Origin of the sequence: Actinoalloteichus fjordicus, from assembly GCF_001941625.1 — a bacterium.
Taxonomy (GTDB): Bacteria; Actinomycetota; Actinomycetes; order Mycobacteriales; family Pseudonocardiaceae; genus Actinoalloteichus_A; species Actinoalloteichus_A fjordicus.
In genome coordinates this window covers 5,481,678-5,503,656 of sequence record NZ_CP016076.1, presented here as the reverse complement: position 1 = coordinate 5,503,656, position 21,979 = coordinate 5,481,678, and the positions used below count along the sequence as shown (strand labels likewise).

Annotated in this window: 19 protein-coding genes; 12 read left to right on the top strand and 7 right to left on the bottom strand. The window is 70.8% G+C overall.

What is annotated here, in order from left to right; translation table 11 throughout:
• Positions 1-15 precede the first annotated feature (15 nt).
• From UA74_RS23390 to UA74_RS23375, 4 genes are all read right to left on the bottom strand, one after another.
• Positions 16-792 carry a cytochrome d ubiquinol oxidase subunit II gene (locus tag UA74_RS23390; protein ID WP_075742179.1) on the bottom strand — a complete coding sequence of 259 codons (777 nt, stop codon included), beginning with the start codon at positions 790-792 and terminating at the stop codon, positions 16-18.
• Positions 793-806: 14 nt separating this feature from the next.
• A complete protein-coding gene (locus UA74_RS23385) occupies positions 807-2,081 on the bottom strand; it encodes a cytochrome ubiquinol oxidase subunit I (protein ID WP_075744134.1) in 1,275 nt (424 codons plus the stop codon).
• Between the two features lie 265 nt (positions 2,082-2,346).
• On the bottom strand, positions 2,347-3,012 hold the full coding sequence (locus tag UA74_RS23380) for a response regulator (RefSeq protein WP_075742178.1): 666 nt from the start codon (positions 3,010-3,012) through the stop codon (positions 2,347-2,349).
• Complete coding sequence (locus UA74_RS23375; RefSeq protein ID WP_083683532.1) at positions 3,009-4,175, bottom strand: sensor histidine kinase; 1,167 nt, start codon at positions 4,173-4,175, stop codon at positions 3,009-3,011. Before UA74_RS23375 ends, UA74_RS23380 begins: the two co-directional genes overlap by 4 nt.
• A gap of 143 nt (positions 4,176-4,318) precedes the next feature.
• On the opposite strand from UA74_RS23375, the gene UA74_RS23370 reads away from it, so the two are divergent.
• From UA74_RS23370 to UA74_RS23350, 4 genes are all read left to right on the top strand, one after another.
• A complete protein-coding gene (locus UA74_RS23370) occupies positions 4,319-4,771 on the top strand; it encodes a helix-turn-helix domain-containing protein (RefSeq protein ID WP_198042839.1) in 453 nt (150 codons plus the stop codon).
• The gene (locus UA74_RS23365; protein WP_075742176.1) at positions 4,764-5,132 is read left to right on the top strand and encodes a DUF4180 domain-containing protein; all 369 of its coding nucleotides are present in this window, start codon (positions 4,764-4,766) and stop codon (positions 5,130-5,132) included. Before UA74_RS23370 ends, UA74_RS23365 begins: the two co-directional genes overlap by 8 nt.
• 314 nt (positions 5,133-5,446) lie before the next feature.
• A complete protein-coding gene (locus UA74_RS23360) occupies positions 5,447-6,121 on the top strand; it encodes a hypothetical protein (RefSeq protein WP_075742175.1) in 675 nt (224 codons plus the stop codon).
• Between the two features lie 510 nt (positions 6,122-6,631).
• The gene (locus UA74_RS23350; RefSeq protein ID WP_075742174.1) at positions 6,632-7,408 is read left to right on the top strand and encodes an alpha/beta fold hydrolase; all 777 of its coding nucleotides are present in this window, start codon (positions 6,632-6,634) and stop codon (positions 7,406-7,408) included.
• A gap of 407 nt (positions 7,409-7,815) precedes the next feature.
• On the opposite strand, the gene UA74_RS23340 is transcribed toward UA74_RS23350, so the two are convergent.
• The gene (locus UA74_RS23340) at positions 7,816-8,733 is read right to left on the bottom strand and encodes a Vgb family protein (RefSeq protein ID WP_075765489.1); all 918 of its coding nucleotides are present in this window, start codon (positions 8,731-8,733) and stop codon (positions 7,816-7,818) included.
• A gap of 219 nt (positions 8,734-8,952) precedes the next feature.
• Positions 8,953-9,114: a hypothetical protein gene (locus UA74_RS32370; RefSeq protein WP_157434401.1), complete on the bottom strand. Its 162-nt coding sequence runs from the start codon at positions 9,112-9,114 to the stop codon at positions 8,953-8,955.
• 239 nt (positions 9,115-9,353) lie between these two features.
• Between UA74_RS32370 and UA74_RS23330 the strand changes: the two genes are divergently transcribed.
• From UA74_RS23330 to UA74_RS23295, 8 genes are all read left to right on the top strand, one after another.
• Positions 9,354-10,043 carry an antibiotic biosynthesis monooxygenase gene (locus UA74_RS23330; protein WP_198042838.1) on the top strand — a complete coding sequence of 230 codons (690 nt, stop codon included), beginning with the start codon at positions 9,354-9,356 and terminating at the stop codon, positions 10,041-10,043.
• A gap of 270 nt (positions 10,044-10,313) precedes the next feature.
• Positions 10,314-11,279: a nucleoside hydrolase gene (locus UA74_RS23325; protein WP_198042837.1), complete on the top strand. Its 966-nt coding sequence runs from the start codon at positions 10,314-10,316 to the stop codon at positions 11,277-11,279.
• A gap of 478 nt (positions 11,280-11,757) precedes the next feature.
• Positions 11,758-12,150 (top strand): pyridoxamine 5'-phosphate oxidase family protein, encoded by a 393-nt coding sequence (locus tag UA74_RS23320; RefSeq protein WP_075742169.1) that lies wholly within the window; start codon positions 11,758-11,760, stop codon positions 12,148-12,150.
• A 113-nt stretch (positions 12,151-12,263) separates the two neighbouring features.
• Complete coding sequence (locus UA74_RS23315) at positions 12,264-14,720, top strand: Tex family protein (protein ID WP_075742168.1); 2,457 nt, start codon at positions 12,264-12,266, stop codon at positions 14,718-14,720.
• A gap of 302 nt (positions 14,721-15,022) precedes the next feature.
• A complete protein-coding gene (locus tag UA74_RS32365; protein ID WP_075765485.1) occupies positions 15,023-16,369 on the top strand; it encodes a bifunctional o-acetylhomoserine/o-acetylserine sulfhydrylase in 1,347 nt (448 codons plus the stop codon).
• Positions 16,366-17,508, top strand: a complete 1,143-nt coding sequence (metX, locus tag UA74_RS23305) for a homoserine O-acetyltransferase MetX (RefSeq protein ID WP_075765483.1) — start codon at positions 16,366-16,368, stop codon at positions 17,506-17,508. Before UA74_RS32365 ends, metX begins: the two co-directional genes overlap by 4 nt.
• A gap of 372 nt (positions 17,509-17,880) precedes the next feature.
• Positions 17,881-19,233 carry a helix-turn-helix domain-containing protein gene (locus tag UA74_RS23300; RefSeq protein ID WP_075742165.1) on the top strand — a complete coding sequence of 451 codons (1,353 nt, stop codon included), beginning with the start codon at positions 17,881-17,883 and terminating at the stop codon, positions 19,231-19,233.
• Between the two features lie 888 nt (positions 19,234-20,121).
• Positions 20,122-20,634, top strand: coding sequence for a hypothetical protein (locus UA74_RS23295; protein ID WP_075742164.1), 513 nt, complete (start codon positions 20,122-20,124; stop codon positions 20,632-20,634).
• A gap of 74 nt (positions 20,635-20,708) precedes the next feature.
• Here UA74_RS23295 and UA74_RS23290 read toward each other — a convergent pair whose 3' ends face one another.
• A complete protein-coding gene (locus UA74_RS23290) occupies positions 20,709-21,647 on the bottom strand; it encodes a hypothetical protein (protein WP_232237385.1) in 939 nt (312 codons plus the stop codon).
• Positions 21,648-21,979: the final 332 nt, after the last annotated feature.

Below are 21,979 nucleotides of genomic sequence, written 5' to 3'. Positions count from 1 at the left end.
CGTCCTGTCGTGTCCTCACAGGTAGGACGGCCTGTCCACCCGGTGACGGAACAACCACCACACCCAGCCCTGCGCGGCGACCAGCAGCGGAGTCAGCACCACCAGCACCGGCACCAGAAACGCGAGGGTGGCCGCGTCGGCGGCGGACTCCGCCAGCGGAAGCCGCGCTCCGACGGCCAGCACCGGCACCGCCATCGCCGCCGAGGTCAGGATGAAGGTTCGCACCTCGCCGGACTCGCCGGACAGTCTGCGGGCTCGTTCCCGCTGAGTGCCCGCCAGCCGGAGGGCGGCGAAGGCGAGTCCGTGTACGGCGAACAACGCGGCGATGCCGACGGCGGCCAGCCCCGCGCCGGGGCCGGTCACGGGCCGGTCGATGATCCCGGCCAACAGGCCCGCGAACATCCAGCCCCAGCTCAGTGCGACCGCCCAGCTGCCGAGGACGATCGCCCCGTCACACAGCCCCCACCAGATGCGCCCGGTCTCCCTGCCCCGCAGCCACAGGCCCATGTCGCGGATCACCCAGCCCGCGAGCAGCATGATCACGACGGGGAAGAGACTGCTCAGCAGGGCGCCTTCCAACACGGGGAAGCCGCCGATCAGGATGCCCGCCGTGGCCACCAGCCAGACCTCGTTGCCGAGGAAGAACGGTGCGATGGCGGCGATCCCCACCCGGCGTTCGGCGGCGTCGCGCCCCAGGAAGGGCAGCAGCATGCCCACGCCGATGTCGGCGCCGCCGAGGATGAAGTAGCCGACGGCGAAGAAGCCGAGGGCCGCGATGGCGATGATCTCCATGGTCAGCTCCGCTTCTAGAAGGTCGCCGTCGGGGCGGGCTCTGGACGGTGCTCGGCCTCGGGCCTGCCGAGTGCGACCTCGTCCGGTCCTCGGGCCGCCTGCCGCGCCAACAGCCAGTAGTTGACGAGGATCAGCACGCCGAACAGCACCGAGAAGGTGATCAGCGACCCGAGCATCGCCCCAGAGGACACCGGGGAGACGGCGTCCTCGACGCGCAGCAGACCGTTGACCACCCAGGGCTGCCTGCCCATCTCCCGGAACACCCAGCCCGCGATCATCGCGATGAAGGGCATCGGGATCGCCGCGATCAGCAGCAGATGCCACAGCCGGAAGCGCAGCACGACGGGGCGGAACCACATGAGCAGGAAGCTCGCCGCCGACAGCATCAGCATGAGTCCGAACATCGCGAGCATCGTGGTGGCACCCGCCTGCACCCATCCCACGGGCGGCAGATAATCGCCGGGGCCGTACTGCGCGACCATCTCGGCCTGCAAGCGGTCCAGTTCGGCCTGATCCCCGGCGTAGGCGGCCATCTTCATCGGCTGCGACTCGCCGGTGGGGGCGAACTGGATGCCGCCGATCGTCGCCGTGAACATCAGCGCAGGCAGACCGACGGCCACTCCGATTCGCAGCGACCGACGGAAGAACTCCTGCTCGGGGGTGCGGCGGAACAGGTGGAACGCGCTGATCCCGGCCATGAAGAAGGCCGCGGTCACCAGCGCGCCGCCGAGGATGTGCCAGAAGGGCAGGATCGTGCTGTGGTTGGTCAGCAGCGCCCCGAGATCGGTCAGGACCAGGCTGTCGCCCTCGACGCGATAGCCGACCGGGTTCTGCAGGAAACCGTTGGAGACCAGGATCCAATAGGCCGAGGCGTAGGCGGTCAGGGTGACGACCCAGATCAACGCCAGATGCGCCCAGCGGTTGAGCCGATGCCAGCCGAAGATCCACAGGCCGAGGAAGGTGGACTCGATGAAGAACGCCACCAGCGTCTCCATGGCCAGGCTCGCGCCGAAGACGTTGCCCGCGAAGTGGGTGAGGCCGCTCCAACTCAGGCCGAACTGGAACTCCATCACCAGCCCGGTGACGATGCCGACCGCGTAGTTGATGACGTAGAGCTGCCCCCAGAACCGCGTCATCCTGGCGTGCACCTCGCTGCGCGAGAACGTCGCCCTGGTCTGGAGACACGCGACGATCGTCGCGAGACCGAGGGTCAGCGCGACGAACAGGAAGTGCGCACCCGCCGTGATCGCGAATTGCAGGCGCGCGAGTTCGAGGGTCTCGGCATTCACCCGATGAGGATCGTCGTGGCGTTCGGTCGCTGTCGTCACCCGCAGGCGGGTGATCGAGGTACCTCCGTGGATGTACGACCCCGACGACCCTGACACCGAGGGATGGCCGTCCCGGAGGCTCGAGTCAGGGTCGGGGCTCGCCTCGAGTCGGCTTCGACCGCCGCCGGAGTCGGCCGGGAGGGCGGGTCCTTGCGCGGCGCGGGCGGCCGGACGCGGGCGGCGCGGTGCGCCCTCGGTCTGCCGCCTGGCCCGCCGGACGGGGAGATCAGGCCAGCCAGCGCGGGGTGATCATCCCGGACTCGTAGGCCATCACGACGAGCTGGGCGCGGTCCCGCGAGCGCAGCTTGGTCATGATCCGGCTGACGTGCGTCTTGGCGGTGGCCGGGCTCAGCACCAGCCTGGCCGCGATCTCGTCGTTGGAGAGCCCCTCCGCGACCAGGGCGAGCACCTCCCGCTCGCGGTCGGTCAGTCCGTTCAGCACCGGACTCGGCTCGGGGGCCCGCCTGCGTCCTGCGATCTCGGCGATGAGCCTCCTGGTGACCGCCGGGGCCAGGAGCGCGTCGCCGCGCGCGACCACCCGCACCGCGTGAATCAGCTCCATCGGCTCGGTGTCCTTGACGAGGAAGCCCGCCGCGCCCGACCGCAGCGCGTCGTAGACGTAGTCGTCGAGGTCGAAGGTGGTGAGGATGACCACTCGGACCTCGGCGAGTCGCGGATCGGCCGCCAGCCGTCTGGTCGCCTCCAGCCCGTCCAGCTCGGGCATCCGGACGTCCATGAGCACCACGTCGGGCCGGTGCTCGGCGGCCAGCCGCAGCGCACCGTGGCCGTCGGCGGCTTCGGCCACCACCTCGATGTCGGGTTCGCCGTCGAGGATGGAGCGGAAGCCCGCCCGGACCAGATTCTGGTCGTCGACCAGCAGGACGCGGATCACCGGCCTGCACCCGTCGGAAGCCGGACGGTCACCCGGAGGCCGCCCTCGCGCCTGCTGCCCACGGCGAGTTCTCCGCCGAGCGCCCGCGCTCGCTCGTCCATGCCCCGCAGGCCGTTCCCCGGCACCGGGACACCGCCTCGTCCATCGTCGTCGACCGTCACGCGCACATCTTCGCGCTCGTACCCGATCGTCACGTGAGCCGTCCCCGCATTCGCGTGCCGGGCCACGTTGGTCAGTGCCTCCTGGATGATCCGGTAGGCGGCGCGATCGACCTCGGCGGGCAGTTCGCGCGCGGCACCGGTCACCTCGACGGTCACCGCCAGCCCTGTCGACCGAGCCTGGGCGGCGAGTTCGTCGACGCGGTCCAGGCTGGGCGAAAGGATCGCGGGGGCGGCCTCGTCGACCTGCCGCAGCATCCCGAGGGTCGCGCGCAGCTCCCGTAACGCCGAGCCGCTGGCCTTCTTGACGGCGTCGAGGGCGGCTCTGGCCTGGGCCGGGTCCTCGTCGAAGCGATGCAGCGCCGCGCTGGCCTGGACGTTGATCAGCGAGATGTTGTGCCCGAGAGCGTCATGCAGCTCCCTGGCGATCCGTAACCGTTCCTCGCTGGCCTGCCTTCTGGACTCCTCGACTCGACCGCGTTCGGCGACGGCGGCCCGCTGCTCGACCTCGTGGAGGTAGGCGAGTCGATTGCGCTGCACGGCGCCGATCGAGATCACGGCCACCAGCCAGCCTGCGAGCAGGAACATCGTGGCGTCGTCGACGTTGCGGTACTCGGCCCCCGCCTCGCCGTAGCCGACCGCGAGCATGGTGCCGACGGCCATGAGCACCGCCACCGTCAGGTGGCCGCGCGCGGCCACGGTGTAGAGGCCCACGGCGAAGGTCACCATCAACGGCCCGTCCACGGCGAACACCGGGTAATACACGCAGCAGGAGGCGAGGGCGAGCAGCGCGACCGTGACGGGGAAACGGCTGCGCACCAGCAGGGCCGCACAGGCCAGCAGGATCAGCAGCCACCCCCAGACATTGAGGGCGTCGGGGTGACCGGGGTCGTGATCGTCGAACAGGGTCCCGGTGACGACGATGATCGTGACCGCGAGGGCGATCAGCCCGTCGTCGTGCCGACCGCTCCGTTGTCCGCGGCGTCTCCCGCCGACGACTGCCATGCGCCGGAGTCTAGAACCCGCGCTCCGATGCTCGGCGATCTTCGGCGTCGGCCGTACGGCGGGAGCCGCGCCGGAGCGGCCCGTCGGGATCGATGTGCGCTAAACTTCCCTATCTATACCTATTCTGCGTCATTGAGGGACTGATGAGTGAGGATATGCTCTCGGTGGAACAGGTGGCGGATCGGCTCGGTCTGCACGTCCGCACCGTGCGCGGCTACATCCGCTCCGGCAGGCTGCCCGCGGTGCGGATCGGCAAGCAGTACCGGATCGCGCCCGCCGACCTGCAGGCTCTGCTGGGGCGTCCCGAGCCCCGGCCCGCCCGAGTCGCCGCCCCGGAGGTCTCCAGCATCGTGCAGATCGACGGGGTCTCGCCCGCCTCGGCCGATCGGCTGGGCACGCTCGTCCTGGCCTCGGTGAACACCGCCCGCGACCCGGCGCGCCCGCTGCGCCTCCAGACCGTCTACGACCAGGAGCGACACCGTATGAAGATCGTGATATTAGGTTGCCTCGCCGAGAGCGCCGAGGTGCTGCGCCTGCTCGACAGCGTCCTCGACGGCGACAACGGGCTGCTGACCTCGGAGGTGGACGGTGACTGACGTGCTGGAGCAGCGCGCAGGCGTCTCGGTCCTGGTGTGCGATCCGGCGGGGCCGACGGTGACCACGATTCAGGACGCCCTGGACCTGGTCGGCGCCGCCTTCCTCGGCGCCAAGGCGGTGGCCGTCCCCGCCGGGCGGCTGGACGAGAGCTTCTACCGCCTGCGCACCGGGTTCGCGGGCGAGGTCATGCAGAAGTTCGTCAACTACAACGTGCGGCTGGCCGTCATCGGCGACATCGCCGCGCACCTGGCGTCGAGTTCGGCGCTGCGAGCCCTGGTCGAGGAGTCGAATCGGGGTCGTCACGTGTGGTTCCTCCCCGATCTCGACGCGCTCGACGCCCGGCTGGCCGCCCTCGCCTGAGCCCGTCGCCGCCGGGTGCGGGCTGCCTGTGCGATCCGCCGCCGTCGAGCAGGAGCCGGGACGGCTCCTGACCTCGGCGGACCGGCCTCGCGCCTGACGCCGGGAGTCCGAGCGCCCGGCGGCTCTGCGGCCCGTCCTCGGTGCCTCGGCCGATCCTCGACCGAGTGGGCGACACCCGACGGGGTTCCGCTTCGACCCCCGACCGCGCACGGGACGGTCCTTCGCGACGGGCGGCCCGCTGCGTGCCATGTCAGGCTGCCTGCAAGACCGCGTCGACCACGCCAGGCGTGGGGCCAGCAGAAAGGGGGAGGCCGGTGTCCGGTCGTCGGGAGCATCCGCCCGCCATCGACCGTGCCGACGCCGACCTGGCCCTGATGGGCCGCTGGATCGTCGACGGACCGGAGAAGCAGACCCGCGCGGCGGAAGCGCTGCTCGCCGAGCGGTCCGGCTGGGGGTGGCTGGACGGCCTGATCTCCATCAGCTGCTACGCGAGCCTGGACGGCCGAGGGATGCTCACGTACTCCCAATGGGTGGACGAGAAGTCACTGCGTCATTTCATCGCCGTGGAGCGACCGTCGATGCTGCGCTTCGTCGATCGGGTGGTCCAGGGGATCGAACGGCCGGGGGCGGTTCCGTACCGGGTGTACCGGTCCGCTGTGCTGCGCGACCCGAGGCCGCACTTCGAACGGATCAGCATCACCGTCTACGAGACGGCAGGACCTGATCAACAGCACGAGTTCTGCGACATCGTGATCGGTGTGTTCGAGGAGAGCAGGCCTGCGGGCCTGCTCGCCGTGTACATGCACGCCAGCCTCGACGGGCACCGGGTGTTCCAGTACATGGAGTGGGCCGAGCACGGTGCCTATGACGAGTTCGTCGGCATGACCGCGAACCGGGAACAGCTGCGGATGCTGGCCCGGTTTCCCGGCGCCTGGCTGATCGAGGTGGGCCAGTACCGATTCCTGGGCGGCGTCGAGACGGTGGGGTGAGACCGACACACCGCCGGTTCGGTGCTCCAGTCGACGGACCGATGTCGTGTGAGGAGGACGTCCCCTCGGTTCCACGTTGGAGTGATCGGAATCGAGAACCGTCCGAGAGGAACGGCTCATGAACACGATCGATCCCCAGCCTGGTGTCGCGGATGCCGACGGGCCGGGACTGGCGCGATCGATGGCAGGCACGGGGGTTCGTGCCCGCTGCAGGCGGCGGCGATCCTGTGGCCGACACCGATGTCCGGCCCGGTCGAACGGTTGCCCGGGCTGTGTGTCCTCATGCTCGTAGCCCGGTGATGATCGCCGTCAGGACAACCCCGCCGCGACAGGTCAGCGCGAGTTCGTCGTAGCGGGTCGTGAGGCCGCGCCACTGTGGGGCGCTGCAGAATCCGCGTTCGACGAGGTGAGGGCCACGGTGGTCGATGCGGTCGACCGCCGGTGGCCGCCCCGCCGCAGCCCTGTAGGTAGCGTGATCAACAGTCGCGAACTACAGATGAGGAGCCGGATGTGACTGCAGTGTTCCTGCACGGGGTCCCGGAGACGGGCGTGATCTGGAACGGCGTGCGTGCGCGGTTAGCGGACGCCGGGGTGCCGAGCGTGGCCCTCGACCTGCCCGGTTTCGGTGCGCCGAGGCCCGCCGGTTTCGGCGCCACGAAGGACGAGTACGCGCAGTGGCTGGCCACGGAGCTGCGGGGGATCGACGGCCCGGTCGACGTCGTCGGGCACGACTGGGGAGCAGGCATCGTGCTGCGGGTGGTCACCGCGTTTGACGTCCCGGTGCGCAGCTGGGCGGTGGACTGTGCCTCGGTGACGCACCGCGACGTCGTCTGGCACGACATGGCGCAGATCTGGCGCACTCCCGGTCGCGGCGAGGACTGGATGGCGGCGTTCGTGGCCGCGTCCGCCGACGCAGGCGGTCGCCCCGGTGAACCCGGCTGGATGAAGACCGCGCTGCTGGCGTCCTGCCCGACACCGACGGACGCGGCACAGATCGAGAAGGACATCGACGACACGATGGGCGAGAGCATCCTCGCGCTCTACCGGTCGGCGACGCCCAACATCTTCGCCGACTGGGGTGCCGAGATGTCCCGGCCCACGTCGGCGCCCGGCCTCGTGCTGCGGGCGACCGCCGACGACTCCGACGACCCGGCCCGATCCAGGGAGATGGCCCTCGGGCTCGGCGCTCGTACGGCGGAGCTGGCGGGGCTCAACCACTGGTGGATGATGGAAGGGCCGGACGCGACGGTCACGGCTCTGCAGTCGTTCTGGGCGTCGTTGCCGTAGGCGCCGGGTCCGGTCAGAGGGGCCCTGCCTGCACTCGGGTGTCGCTCGGCTACCGGTAGAAGAACTGCGTCCGGCCAGGCGGATTCCGCTGGGATGTGTGGATTCGGCAGGCTGATTCGTGTCGACCGGTGCGGTCCTGCGCCGGCTGGAACGGCTGCTGCCTTCGTCGGATGGCCTACCGGGTCGGCCGTTCGCTGATCACCGCCGGGTGGCCGAGGGGATCATCTACCGGTTCTGGTGCGGGCTGGCCTGTCGCGATGTGCCGGTCGAGTTCGGGGGCGTGGCAGACGTGGTGGAAACGGCACCGCCGTTACGGTGGTGACGGCACGTGGGATTCGTTCCAGCAGGCCGCCGCACAGCAGCCGGTCGCGGACGGCGGCAGCACGCCGGACGCCGGACCCCGCCGATCAGCCGCCCGGACCGAGGGAGACCCGGGCAAGCGCCCCGGACTCCAACGCCGCCCAGAGCGCGCCGTCCGGGCCGAGGGCGATGCCGTGCGGCTCGGAGGCCGGAGTCGGCAGCGGGAACCGCTCGGTCCGGCCGCCATACTCGATGCGCCCGATCCCGTTGCCACCCCACTCGGTGAACCAGCAGGCGTCGTCCGGGCCCGCGACGACGGCATGGGGACGGGCGTTCGAGTCGGGCAGCGGGAACTCGGTGATCTCGCCGTCGACGCTGATCCGGCCGACGGCGCTCACCCCGATCTCGACGAACCACAGGGCACCGTCGCCGCCGAGGGTGATGCCGACCGGCGCGGCGGCGGGCGTCGGCAGCGGTCGAAGCGTGACGGCGCCGCGCAGGTCGATGCGGCCGATCGCGTTCGCCTGGTTCAGCGTGAACCACAGCGCGTCGTCGGGACCGGCCGTGATCGCCGAGGGCATGGCGTCCGGGACGGGCAGCGGGAACTCGGTGACCTCGCCGTCGACGGTGCAGCGACCGATGCGGTTCGCCGCCAGTTCCGTGAACCACAGCGCCCCGTCGGCCCCGGCGGCCACGCCGTACGGACCCGCCTCCGGCGTCGGCAGGTCGAACTCGGCGACCTCGCCTGTGGTGGTGATCCGGCCGAGCCGGTGGCCTCGATACTCGCTGAACCACAGGGCGCCGTCCGGGCCGGGGACGATGACGGTGGGGCCGCCCGTCGCCGAGGACAGCGGATGTACCCGGACCTCGCCGTCGGTCGCCACCCTCGCGATGGCGCCCGCGTGGACGAGGGTGGTCCACAACGCGCCGTCCGGCCCGGCGGCGACGCCGTACGGGCCCGCCGCCGACGTCGAGACCGGGAACTCCTCGATGACGACCCGCGTCGTCCCGTCGTCGGCCCGCATCCTGGCTCCCCTCGTCGTCGGCGATCGACTCCGCCGGAAAGGTAGCCGCGCGACCGCCCGCCCGCATCCGGATATCGCAGCCGACCCGACCACCCGCCGGACTCCCGTCGACCCGTGGTCTACTGCGGACCCGCCGCCTCGCCGCGCCCGAGGAGACCTTGCCCGTTGCGACGGGTTCGTTCACCGGGTCGTCGGCAAGACCCGGCCATGCGGTGACCGTCACGTGAGCCCCTTCGCCAGTCGTCGCGCCATCGCGCCGACCACGTCGGTGCCGGTCGCTGATTCCAACCAGTCGAACTGCGGTCCGGAATCGGCTTCCAGGAACACCCGTTCGCCGTCCGGGCGGACGATGAAGTCGGCTCCGGTATCGGTGCGCCCCATCCGGCGCGTGAGCCGTGAAAGTCCTTCGCGGACGCTGGTCGGCAGCCCGACGAACGAGTACCTCGCGCCGTTGGGGTCGGCACGACAGTCTTCCCGGCAGTCTTCCCGGCAGCCGTCCCGGCATCGATTCGGATCGGCAACCACTCCTCGCCGATCGGTGCCGGCCATTGACCTGAACCTTGGTTCGGCTTGCAGGATGATCGTGTTCCCCCCCCGACGTGATGAGCGGAGCTTTTGACATGACCACAGGACGCCAGTCACGACGCGTGGCGAGCCGATCTGACGTAGGAACGATCCTGATCAGTCCGTGGATCGTCGGATCGCCACAGCGGCAGCGCGCCGCATCCGACTCGCTGATCGGCGAATGGGAGCAGCCGCCCTGGCCTGCCGGGTTCCTTGCTCTCACCTGCCTGCTGAGCCTGGACGGCACCACGGTGCTCAACTACGCGCAGTGGCGGAGCGACCCGGATCATCTGGCCTTCATGCGAACCCGGCGTCCGGCGATGGTCCGGAGCATCGATGAGGACGTTCCCGGCATAGAGCGGCCGGGCGTGGTTCGCTACCGGCTGCACCGCGCCATCGGCGCGGGTGCGACGACGGCAGGCGTCGACCACCGTGCGGCGGGCAGCATCGAGATCACCACGATGCGGACCGAGGACGTCGAGGCACAGGCGCGGCTGCTCGACGCGTGGACCGACGCGGCCGCCAGACCGGTGCCGGGACGGACGGCGCTCTACCTGCATCGCAGTGTGGACGGCACCAGAGCACTCGCCTACTCGCAGTGGGTCGACGATGCGGCGCGCGAGGCGTTCCACGCGGGACCGCTGCCCGATCCGCTGTCGCCAGAGGAGATCGAGGGAACGAGTGGGTGGGAGAAGGCGGCCTATCGGCGGTACCGCGACGTGGTGCCTGCCGAGGTGCCGGGCTGACTCTCGTCGGCGGGCACCGCCTCGGCCGCGGCGTGGGCGGGGAAACCCGGGTCACAACCCACGCTGGATGGTCGCCGACTCGGGGCGCAGTCAGGCTCAGTGTCGGCGAACGAGAATCGACCTGACGATCACCGAGACTGATCAGCGCGGGGGACGCGGCGGCCTGATTCCACGGGTGCGCGGTGACCGCCCGGCCGCCGCCCCCCAACGTGATCTACTGCGGGCCGGACTATTGCGAAGCACGGCGGCACGATGGAGGGAGCACGCCCGATGGCACCGATTCGAGTGATCGTCGACACCGATCCGGGGGTGGACGACGCCGTCGCACTGCTCTATCTGGCCGCCCAGCGCGACCGGGTGGAGATCGTCTCGGTCGGCAGCGTGCACGGCAATCTCGCCGCTCGGCCCGCTGCGGAGAACGCCCTGCGCATCCTGGAAGTCGGCGGACTCGGCGCGGTGCCGGTCGCCGTCGGCGCCGAACTGCCGCTGGATCGGTCGGCCCTGTCCGGCGGCGGGTTCGTGCACGGCGACGACGGCCTGTCCGGCGCCGCCGGACCCGCCGCCTCGGCGCGGCCGGTCGACGAGCACGCGGCCGTCCGACTGGCCCGGCTCTGCCGCGAGAACCCCGGCGAGCTGTCGATCCTCGCGCTCGGGCCGCTGACCAACCTCGCACTCGCCCTGCACCTCGAACCGGCCCTGCCGCGCCTGGTCCGCTCGGTGATCTGGATGGGCGGCGCCTTCCATCGGCCTGGCAACATCACGGCCCACTCGGAGGCCAACGCCGCCCACGACGCGCAGGCCGCCGACCAGGTGTTGAGCGCCGGCTTCCCGCTGATGATCGTGCCGGTGGACGTCACGCTCCAGGTGTGGGCGGGCGCGCCGTGGTGGGAGACCGTCGCCGCCGCGCCCGGTGTGCGCGCCCGCGCCATGACGGCGTGGGCCCGCCGCTATCGCGAGGCCTACGCGGTGTACGAGGGCAAGGGCGAACTGGGCACCGTCATGCACGACCCGCTGGCCGCCGTGCTGCTGCTGGAACCGGACCTCGCCGAATACGAGGAGCATCCGGTCGTCGTGGAGCAGGCGGGCAGCCGGACTCGGGGCGCGACCCTGATCGACCGGCGCGGCTATACCACCGAGGTCGACCCGGGCCCGAACCGCCCGGCGGTCCGGGTGGTCACCGAGGTGGACGTGCCTGCGGTGCTGACACGCATTCAGGCGGCACTTCTGGTGGAATGACGACTAGGCGCCTGCCGCCGGGCCGCTCGGGCGGACCGCCTGTCACGACGTGGGCGTCGCTGGTGGTCCGCAGCGGTTCGGCCAGACCGTCAGTCGATACTCCGCGTACGGCTCGCGCCCTGTCGTCGCAGCGAAACACGACCGCATCAGGCATGCCAGGCCGCCCGCCTGCGGGTCGTGCGGGCGCCGGTCGGATCGTCGTCTGCCGTGCCCGCGACTCCGTCCGGCATCTACGGCATCGCCTCCTTGGTGGGCAGGCGGGGGACCTCGAACGCTGCCCGGTGGCCTGCCACACGGGGACCAGTCACCCGACCGCCGTGCGCCGCGACGGCTCCCACCACGATGGACCGACCCGCCCCGTCTGCGTCCTTTCTGGACAATGGGGCTGAGCCGCCGTGCCCACCCCGAACCGAGCACGGCCGGTGCCGAGCGGAGAGCCGAGTGCGGGCCGCGCACGCCGAGCTGGTGGGATGGGTCGATGGCTGAACTGAGTGTCGAGGCGTCGAAGCGACTGAACACCGAGCGCACCACAATGCTGTGCACGGTGCGTCCGGACGGATCGCCGCATGTCGCGCCCGTCTGGTTCGTCTACCGGGACGGCACCTGGTGGGTCAGCACCGGGGAGGGCAGCCGCAAGGCGCGCAACCTGATCGCCGAGCCGCGAGTGTCGCTGGCCCTGCCGGACGGCGAGGCCCCGGTGGTGGCCGAGGGACGGGCCGTCGTGCACCGGGTGCTCCACCCGGAGATCGTCGCGGCCTTCGCGGAGAAGTACGACGGCTGGGATCTCACCGAGCCCGGTTACGGCGTGGACACGACCGTGCTCGTCGAGGTGGAGGCGACCCGCTGGCTGTTCGGCGGCGCGGCGCACTGATCGACAGGAGGCCTCGCGACCGGGACGCGCCGACGGCGGGCGGCGCACCGGTCGCGGGCCGCAGCGCGGCAGAATGCACGGCGACCGTGACGCAATGGAGGCGGGCTCTAACAGTGACGACGTCCATTCATTCCAAGATCGCCGACGAGCTGGGTGTGCGGGAGACCCAGGTGCGCTCGGCGGTCGAGCTGCTTGACGGCGGGGCGACGGTGCCCTTCATCGCCCGATACCGCAAGGAGGTGACCGGCACCCTCGACGACGTGCAGCTGCGCAACCTGGAGGAGCGACTCCGCTATCTGCGCGAGTTGGAGGAGCGCCGGACCGCGATCCTGGACTCGATCCGATCGCAGGGCAAGCTCGACGAGGCGCTCGAGGCCAGCATCATGGCGGCGGACTCCAAGGCACGGCTGGAGGACGTCTATCTCCCGTACAAGCCCAAGCGGCGCACCAAGGCGCAGATCGCTCGCGAGGCCGGGCTCGAACCGCTCGCCGAGCGCCTGCTCGACGATCCGTCGCACGATCCCCAGGCCGAGGCGGCGGGCTTCATCGACGCGGACAAGGGCGTTGCGGACGTCCAGGCCGCGCTGGAGGGTGCCCGCTCGATCCTCGTCGAGCGCTTCGCCGAGGACGCCGATCTGATCGGCGGACTGCGCGAGCACATGTGGACCCAGGGCCGACTGTCCGCCCGGGTCCGCGAGGGCAAGGAGGACGCGGGCGCGAAATTCTCCGACTACTTCGACTTCTCCGAGCCGCTCACCCGGCTGCCCTCGCACCGCATCCTGGCGATGTTCCGAGGCGAGAAGGAGGAGATGCTCGACCTGGTCGTCGATCCCTCCCCGACGGACCCGGCCGAAGAGCAGGCCGGGACCCGACCGGGACCGACCGAGTACGAGACGCGGATCGCGGCCCGGTTCGGCATCGCGGACAAGGGACGGCCTGCCGACCGCTGGCTGAACGACGCCGTGCGCTGGGCTTGGCGGACCCGCATCCTGACCCACCTCGGCATCGACCTGCGGATGCGGCTGCGCCAGGCGGCCGAGGAGGAGGCGGTGCGAGTGTTCGCCGCCAACCTGCGTGATCTGCTGCTCGCCGCCCCGGCGGGCAGCCGGGCGACGATGGGACTGGACCCCGGTTTCCGGACCGGAGTGAAGGTCGCCGTGGTCGACGGCACCGGCAAGGTCGTCGCGACCGAGACCATCTACCCGCACGTGCCCGCGAGGAAGTGGGACGAGTCGCTGGCCGTCCTGGCCCGCCTCGCCCAGCGGCACGGGGTCGACCTCATCGCGATCGGCAACGGCACGGCCTCGCGGGAGACCGACAAGCTCGCCGCCGAGCTGATCACGCGGCATCCGGAGCTGAAGCTGACCAAGGCCGTCGTGTCCGAGGCGGGCGCCTCGGTGTACTCGGCCTCGGCCTACGCCACGCAGGAGCTGCCCGGCATGGACGTGTCCCTGCGGGGCGCGGTGTCCATCGCGCGGCGCCTCCAGGACCCGCTCGCGGAGCTGGTCAAGATCGATCCGAAGTCCATCGGCGTCGGGCAGTATCAGCACGATCTGGCCGAGGCTCGGCTCTCCCGCTCGTTGGACGCGGTGGTCGAGGACTGCGTGAACGCCGTGGGCGTCGACGTCAACACCGCGTCGGCGCCGCTGTTGACCAGGGTGTCGGGCATCGGGGAGGGCCTGGCGGAGAACATCGTGGCCCATCGCGACGGCAACGGGCCGTTCCGGTCGCGCAAGGCGTTGAAGGACGTCGCCCGCCTCGGCCCGAAGGCCTTCGAGCAGTGCGCGGGCTTCCTGCGCATTCCCGGCGGGGAGGACCCCCTCGACACGACCAGCGTGCACCCGGAGGCGTACCCGCTGGTCCGCCGCATCCTGGACGCGGGAAAGACCGAGATCGGCGCCGTCCTGGGCAACGGCCGGGCGCTCGCCGCCGTCTCCCCGGAGCAGTTCGTCGACGAGAAGTTCGGTCTGCCGACGGTCACCGACGTCCTCAAGGAACTGGAGAAGCCCGGCCGCGACCCCCGGCCCGCCTTCGTCACGGCCACCTTCAAGGAGGGCGTGGACAAGATCGGCGACCTCGTGCCGGGGATGCTGCTGGAGGGCGTGGTCACCAACGTCGCGGCCTTCGGCGCGTTCGTCGACGTCGGCGTCCATCAGGACGGACTGGTCCACGTCTCGGCGATGTCGAACGACTTCGTCAGCGATCCCCGCGAGGTGGTCAAGTCCGGGGACGTGGTCCGGGTGAAGGTCCTCTCGGTGGACGTGCCGCGCCAGCGGATCTCGCTGACCCTGCGCCTTCAGGACGAGGTCGACGCGCGCGGCGGCAACGGATCGGGCGGCAACGGCCGACGCGATCGGGACGGCGGGAACCAGAACGGCGGCGACGGCAGGCGCGGCGCCGGCCGTGGCCGGTCGGGCTCCGGCGGCCACACGGCTCGGGGCGGCAACGGGAACTCCGGCGGCGGGCGTGGCGGGAACGGCCGCGACCGGGATCGCGCGGGTTCCGGCGGCGGCGCGATGGCCGACGCCCTGCGCCGCGCAGGTCTGGACAAGGGCCTCGGCGGACGCTGATCCGGCGGAGGTGACCGAGAAGGCGGGCCGTCCGATCCCGGTGGGGATGGGGCGGCCCGCTCGTCGTTCCGGGTCCTGATTTCACTCGAACGAGTAGAGATCAGCCCACATGGTGGACATGGTGGACCGGCTGTTGGGAGCAACCTAGCCTCGCCGACAGGATGGCGACGACGTCACGACCGGTGGCGTTCGGCCGCCACCGTCGATCCCGGCCGCGCGCCGAGGCGGTGCGGACACCGGTCGATCCGGCGTCCGACCCGGCCTGACGTCGTGGCGGCCGCGTCCCCAGGAGGAGTCCACCGATGACCGTCGAGGCACCCGACACGACCCCCGTCCCCGAGCCGTCGGCACCGGACACCGCAGGCTGGTCCTTCGAGACCAAACAGGTGCACGCGGGCGCGGCGCCGGACCCGGCCACCGGGGCGCGGGCGACGCCGATCTACCAGACCACGTCGTTCGTCTTCCGCGACACCCAGCACGGCGCCGACCTGTTCAGCCTCGCCGAGCCCGGCAACATCTACTCGCGCATCATGAACCCGACCCAGGACGTCCTCGAACAGCGCATCGCCGCGTTGGAGGGCGGCGTCGCGGCGGTGGCCTTCGCCTCCGGCTCCGCGGCGACCACGGGCGCGATCCTGAATCTGGTGAGCGCGGGCGATCACCTCGTCTCCAGCCCGTCGCTCTACGGCGGCACCTACAACCTCTTCCACTACACGCTGCCCAAGCTCGGCATCGAGGTCACCTTCGTCGACGACCAGGACGACCTGGCCGCGTGGCGGGCCGCCGCCCGGCCGAACACGAAGCTCTTCTTCGCCGAGTCGCTGGCCAATCCCGGCAGCAACGTGCTCGACATCCGCGCGGTCGCCGACCTCGCCCATGAGGTGGGGGTGCCGCTGGTGGTCGACAACACCGTGCCCACCCCCTACCTGCTGCGGCCCATCGAGCACGGCGCCGACATCGTGGTGCACTCGGCGACCAAGTACCTCGGCGGGCACGGGACGACCATCGCGGGCGTGGTCGTCGACGGCGGCACCTTCGACTTCGGCGCGGGCGAGCGGTTCCCCGGCTTCGTCGAGCCCGACCCGAGCTACCACGGCCTGAAGTACTGGGAGGCCCTCGGACCCGGTGCCTTCGCCGCCAAGCTGCGCGTGCAGGTGCTCCGCGACACCGGGGCGGCCATCGCCCCGCTGAACGCCTTCCTCATCCTCCAGGGGATCGAGACGCTGTCACTGCGCCTGGAGCGGCACGTCGCGAACGCCCAGGCGCTGGCCGAATGGCTGGAGTCGCGGGACGAGGTCGCGACGGTCTACTACGCAGGCCTGTCGAGCAGCCCGTTCCACGACGCGGCGCAGACGTACCTGCCGCGCGGCGCGGGCGCGGTCGTCTCCTTCGAGCTGCGGGGCGGCGTCGAGGCCGGTCGCGCGTTCGTCGACGGCACCGAGCTGTTCAGCCAGCTCGTCAACATCGGCGACGTCCGCAGCCTCATCGTCCACCCGGCCAGCACGACGCACAGCCAGCTGTCCGAGGTCGAACAGCGCTCCTCCGGCGTGACGCCCGGCCTGGTCCGGCTGGCCGTCGGGCTGGAGGGCGTCGACGACCTGCGAACGGACCTGGAGGCAGGCTTCCGGGCGGCCGAGGCGCACCTGTGACCCGTGCCCCAGCTGGATCGCCCACCCCGGTCGGCCGGTTCTGGCGAGACGGCGACGATCCCGGCGGCCGGCGGTGGGCGGCGCTCGACACGGCACTGCGGTTGGAGTCCGGGGTGCTGCTGCCCGGCGTGCGGCTCGCCTACGAGACCTGGGGCACGCTGAATGCCGACCGCTCCAACGCCGTGCTCGTCCTGCACGGCCTCACCGGGGACAGCCACGTCGTCGGCCCGGCTGGCACGGGTCACCCCACGCCGGGCTGGTGGGAGGGCCTCGTCGGTCCCGGGAGGCCGCTCGACACCGATCGACGATTCATCGTCGCCCCCAACGCCCTCGGCGGCTGTCAGGGCAGCACGGGACCGTCCTCTCCCGGCCCGGACGGCAAACCGTGGGGGGCCCGCTTCCCCCGGATCACCGTGCGCGACCAGGTCGCCGCCGAGTCGCGCCTCGCCGACGCGCTCGGCATCGACGTCTGGGCAGCTGTCCTCGGCGGTTCGATGGGCGGGATGCGGGCCCTCGAATGGGCCGTCGGCCTGCCGGATCGCGTCGACGCGCTGCTGGCGCTGTCCTGCCCGGCGGCATCCTCCGCGCAGCAGATCGCCTGGGCGTCGACCCAACTGCACGCCATCCGCGCCGATCCGCACTGGCACGGCGGCGACTATCACCGCCACAGCACCAGCCCGGACGCAGGCCTGGGCGTCGCGCGGCGCATCGCGCACACCACCTATCGCGGCGAGGGCGAACTGGCCGAGCGGTTCGGCAGGCGGCCGCAGGCCGGGGAGGAGCCCGGCCGGGGCGGGCGGTTCGCAATCGAGTCCTATCTGGACCATCAGGCCGACAAACTGCTGCGACGGTTCGATGCGGGCAGCTATGTGGTGCTCGTCGAGTCGAAGAACTCCCATGACGTGGGGCGCGACCGGGGTGGGATCGACGCCGCACTGTGCAGGATCACGGCCCGGACGCTGGTGGCAGGCGTGGACACCGATGCGCTCTACCCGGTGGCTCAGCAGCGGGCCTTGGCCGAGGGCATTCCCGGCGCGGCCCTTCGGCTGATCCGATCGCCTTACGGCCACGACGGCTTCCTGGTGGAGACGGAGCAGGTGGGCGGGCTGGTACGGGATCTGCTGGGGGAGCCGTGCTGACGGGTCGCGCGGCGGACCGCCTGAGAGGACAGGGTGCGGTCTCCAGGCGAGGCGGCCAGCGCGGCCCCTCCGCCGTTCCCGTGGCGTTCTTCGGGCGCACGCATCGCATTTCCGACAGAAAGATGCGGCGACAATAATCGAGTCGATCAACGATTGAACCGACGATTCGCTGTTCAGCGCCGAACACCGCCGATATGCCGCGCGACGCCGCCGAGTCGTTGCCGATGAAGATCGACTTTTGACGGACTTCGGTGCCTGCCCGGCCATGATCCGGGCGGGTGATCTGCTTGGCCTATCACCTTGCTCCGAAATCCTCCTCCGCTACCTGCGATCGGATACGTTGAGCGGCGGGGAGCGGTATAGGGGGGCGGCATGAACACAGCCGGCGACAGTCCGAAGGCACCCGTTGATCCGGCGGTGTGGCACGAACCAGAGATGCGCGCGTCCTTGGCGGTCCGCGATATCGGCGCGGTCTATCGGCAGCTCAAGCGGCGCGGCGTCTCACAACGCAGGATCGCGGGACTCACCGGCCAGGCGCAGCCGGAGATCTCCGAGATCATGAACGGTCGGCAGGTGATGGCTTATGACGTGCTGTCTCGTATCGCCGACGGTCTCGGTGTGCCACGCGGATTGATGGGTCTGGCATATGACGGTGTGCAGGCCGTCGATCTGCGAGAACAGACGGAAGGAGACAGCGACATGGAGCGTCGAGGCTTTCTCGGCCTGGTAGCCAAGGCCGCCGTCGTGGGTTTGAGCGCCAGCGAACTGGAGAGTATTCGCGTGCTCCCCGAACCGGGGCCGAGGCCGAGCCGAGTCGGAATGCAGGACGTCGCGAATCTGGAGGCGACGATCGGCTTCTTCCGTGCTCAAGACGATCGATACGGCGGCGGTTCCGTCCGCTCGGCGGTCACCGCGCACCTGGAATGGGCGGACGGGCTGCTGGAGGCCGCCGCGAGCGACGCGGTGCGCACTCGATTACAACAGACCCTCGCGGACCTGCATTCACTGGCGGGCTGGGTGTCGTTCGACCTCGGGTCGACCAGACACGCGGTCCGCCATTTCGCCAACGCGCTGGTGCTGGCCAAGGAGAGCCGGGAACACGCGCTGGCGGCGAAGGTGCTCTTCCAGATGGGGCGGGTGTATCTGCACGACGGCGAGCCGGGGAACGCACTGAAGGTCTTCCAGCTCGGGCAGATGTCGGCCCAGGACGCGAACTCCCCGCGCGCGGTCGCCCTGCTGCATCTGAACGAGGCATGGGCCTACGCGGAGCTCGGCAACGCGGGGCAGACGAGGGTGCAGCTCACCAGGGCCGCCGAGGAGCTGGCCAGGGAGTCCGATCAGGACGTGCCGTCCTGGCTCGCCTTCATGAGCGAGGCCGAGATCGAGGGCATCGCCGGGATGGCCTACACCGCACTGTCGGCTCGGGACCGCTCGTTCTCCGGGGCGGGCCTCGAGCACGCCACCCGCTCCTTCGACATGAGAGCGGAGACGGACGCGCGGTCCCGCACGTCCGATCTGATCGCGATCGCGGTCAACCGGCTTCGGGCAGGCGAGGTCTCCGGCGGGGTCCGGGCAGGCGCCGAGGTGCTACAGCGGATGGACGGCGTCAGATCCTCGCGGCTGCTGGACCGCCTGGGGTGGGTGCAGCAGGCCGCTGAACTGCATGCCGGGCAGGGCGACGCCCGCGACCTGGCCGAACAGGTCTCCCGTCTCCGATCCGCCTGATCGTGCCTGCGGCGTGGATCAGGCCCGCCTCGACCGGCGCCTTCGGTCGCGCGGTTGGGTCGGGACTATCGGCTTCACTCCTCGCCCGCCCGAGCCCCAGACCGCCACGCTTGTCCGGCGTGGCGCCAGTGAGGGGAGTGATCGCGATGTCCTGGTCTCCGCAGCCGAGGGTCTCGCCGACCATGAGACACCCGGTGTCGGCCGCCCGAGTCTCCGGCCGGCGTCGGGTAGACCGAACCCGACATCGGTCCTGCCGGTGCGGGGGTCCTCGATGTCGATCCGCCTGCCACTCGGCACGGCCGTCGTCGACGATCACCGCTGCCCGGACCGTCGCCTGCCTGCCGATGCCCGGTGAAACCAGGCCGTCGCGTCGAGCAGTGCGCGGTCCGCGATGAACTCTGGGCGCGGCTCCGAGCCGGCCGGTGGAGGCGGTCGTCGTTGGATCGGCGTCTTCCGCAGCCTGGAACACCGGATGGACCCCAACTATCATTCGGTGACCGTGGCGGTCTGTGGTGCGGCATTACGTCCGGCGGACGCGGCGACCCCGATGTCCCCGTGTCCGCTGTGCTTCCCGCCCGGGGGCTCGGCGGGGGAATCCTCGACCGGGCAGTCCGGGAAGCCGCGTTCGCACCTGGGGCACGACCGTCCCGCTGCGCCCGCAACCCGTCCTGCGGCGCCTCCCCGGTCTTCGGCGGGTGTCGGGCTGCCGCGATCGACCCCGATTCGTCGGGCCGCACCGATCATCGACGGGGCTCTCCCGGCGTCGACCCGGTCGACCGGGTCGATCTCGGGCTCGCGCCGCTGAGCAGAGGAGACGACGTGCGATCACCGAGGGGGGACGGGTGGCCGTCAGATCGAGTCCGACAGACCCGCCGAAGGTCTGCGGGAGTGCCCACGACGGGCGAGCGATACCACCAGGACACGCTGCCGAGGTTCGGCCTGCTGCTGGACCGGCATGTCCTCCTCGGGTGCAGGCCGCCGCCCGGCGTCGAGGCGACCACGGTGTGCGGGCGGGTCGTGGCGATCCGGCCGGGGCCGTTCGAGGTCGAGCCGGGAGTGCCTGCCGTGGGCGTGCGGGACTGTCTCGAGTGTCAGGACGTGCTCTTAGGCCCGCCGCAGGAGGAACTGTCGGAGCGCAGCGGTGCGCCGCTGGTGTTGGCTCGGTTGACGAGCCGATCCGACGTCATCGGCATGGCTCGGCGGGTGGTGCATCTCTGCACACCCGAGGTGCCCGAGGGCTCGACGCTGCTGGCTCGCTGCGGGACCAGGCTGCCGAGCGCTCAGGCGGAGACCGTCGCCCCCGGCGAGGGGATGCCCTGTACCGCCTGCCTGCTCGCGGGCGAGTCGCCCGCCGTCTCGGCTGACGTGGCGGCCGAGTTCGGCCGGACCGCCTGCGGTTGAGGACAGGCAGCGGCGGGCCGGGTGCTGGCGCGGTAGCCGGCCCGCCGTCGCGAGGTGACTGAAGGCTCCGGTGGTCAGAGGCCGTATCGGCTGCGCAGATGTCGCCAGAAGTCCTTGAACATCCAGGCGTCGAACTCGGTGACCTGCGAGGCGGTGCCCGCCTTCATCAGGAACCCGCCCACGCCGGTGGGAGTCCAGTCGTAGAAGTCGTCCAGCCCGAAGGTGTGGCCGATCTCGTGCAACAGGATGTGGATGTTGTCCTGGCCGAGCGAGTTGACCATGTACTCGCTGCCGATGCGCTGCCCCCAGTCGCCGCCCGCGCCGCCGCCCATGCCTGCGGTCAGCCACAGCGACTGGTCGTAATGCCGCGCCGCGCCGCCGGGGCATCGTGAGTAGTCGCCGTTCTGGTTGAAGAACCGTCCGCAGACCTCGGCGCACTGCGGGGCGTTCTCGCGGATGTCGTTGACGTAGATGTCGACCGAGTCGTCGTTCCACTGCAGGGTCGACCGGTCGCGGACCGCCCAGCCGACGATGTTCACACCGACCTCGGCATAGGGCCAGCCGAGCACGCCCTGCTGCATGGTGCCCATCCACTTGGACACCTGTCGCCGCAGCGCGGTGTGAATCTGGTCGCGTAACTGCGCGGACACCGGCGCGGCGGAATCCCAGCGGACGCAGTAATTGATCTGACCGTTGTTCGCCACGAGTTGATCCCAGCCGTAATTGCGGAATCCGTACAGATCCGGGTAGGTGGTCTCCACGTGATTCCAGACCTCGGCCAGCGGCTGCACCAGATGACCCGGCGGATTCCAGTCCTGGGCGAGGTCCGCGCGATCGGCCGCGACCGCGCCGTCTGCTGAGCCCGTCGGAGCGGGAGTCTCGGCTGATCCCGTCGAGGTCGCGACCTCGACGGGCGATGGGTCCTGTTCGGCGTAGCCTGCCGGCGAGAGCGTGGTGATCAGCGCACCTGCGGCGACGATGCCGAGTAGTGGGCGAAGACGTCGATGGAGCATCTGCTGGACTCCTCACGAATCGTGCTCGGCGATGTCACGCGCCTGGCGATTCTCGGACGTCGGCACTGTCCCTCGCGTGACACGGCGGTCTGACCGGGGCGACGACCGCGCGTCGGCCGAGTCGATGAGCGCCCAGGCTAAAAGCGGTCGGTCGCCTGCGGCAATCATTCGGCTCGGTTTCCGGAATCGCCGTCGACACCGGCGTGATTCGACGACATGACGCGGCGCAGAATCGACGACGCCGAATTCGATCGCATCGACGGCGCCGAACCGGTGGGGCACCACTCCACGCGGGTGCGGAACGGTCTCGGACGTCATGCTGCGGCGTCGAC

What these genes read in the sequence shown, in the direction of transcription:
- UA74_RS23390 (WP_075742179.1), bottom strand. Translation starts at nt 792, where the DNA reads ATGGAGATCATCGCCATCGCGGCCCTCGGCTTCTTCGCCGTCGGCTAC.
- UA74_RS23375 (WP_083683532.1), bottom strand. Translation starts at nt 4,175, where the DNA reads ATGGCAGTCGTCGGCGGGAGACGCCGCGGACAACGGAGCGGTCGGCAC.
- UA74_RS23370 (WP_198042839.1), top strand. Translation starts at nt 4,319, where the DNA reads ATGAGTGAGGATATGCTCTCGGTGGAACAGGTGGCGGATCGGCTCGGT.
- UA74_RS23340 (WP_075765489.1), bottom strand. Translation starts at nt 8,733, where the DNA reads ATGCGGGCCGACGACGGGACGACGCGGGTCGTCATCGAGGAGTTCCCG.
- UA74_RS32370 (WP_157434401.1), bottom strand. Translation starts at nt 9,114, where the DNA reads ATGGGGCGCACCGATACCGGAGCCGACTTCATCGTCCGCCCGGACGGC.
- UA74_RS23330 (WP_198042838.1), top strand. Translation starts at nt 9,354, where the DNA reads ATGACCACAGGACGCCAGTCACGACGCGTGGCGAGCCGATCTGACGTA.
- UA74_RS23325 (WP_198042837.1), top strand. Translation starts at nt 10,314, where the DNA reads ATGGCACCGATTCGAGTGATCGTCGACACCGATCCGGGGGTGGACGAC.
- UA74_RS23320 (WP_075742169.1), top strand. Translation starts at nt 11,758, where the DNA reads ATGGCTGAACTGAGTGTCGAGGCGTCGAAGCGACTGAACACCGAGCGC.
- UA74_RS32365 (WP_075765485.1), top strand. Translation starts at nt 15,023, where the DNA reads ATGACCGTCGAGGCACCCGACACGACCCCCGTCCCCGAGCCGTCGGCA.
- UA74_RS23300 (WP_075742165.1), top strand. Translation starts at nt 17,881, where the DNA reads ATGAACACAGCCGGCGACAGTCCGAAGGCACCCGTTGATCCGGCGGTG.
- UA74_RS23290 (WP_232237385.1), bottom strand. Translation starts at nt 21,647, where the DNA reads ATGCTCCATCGACGTCTTCGCCCACTACTCGGCATCGTCGCCGCAGGT.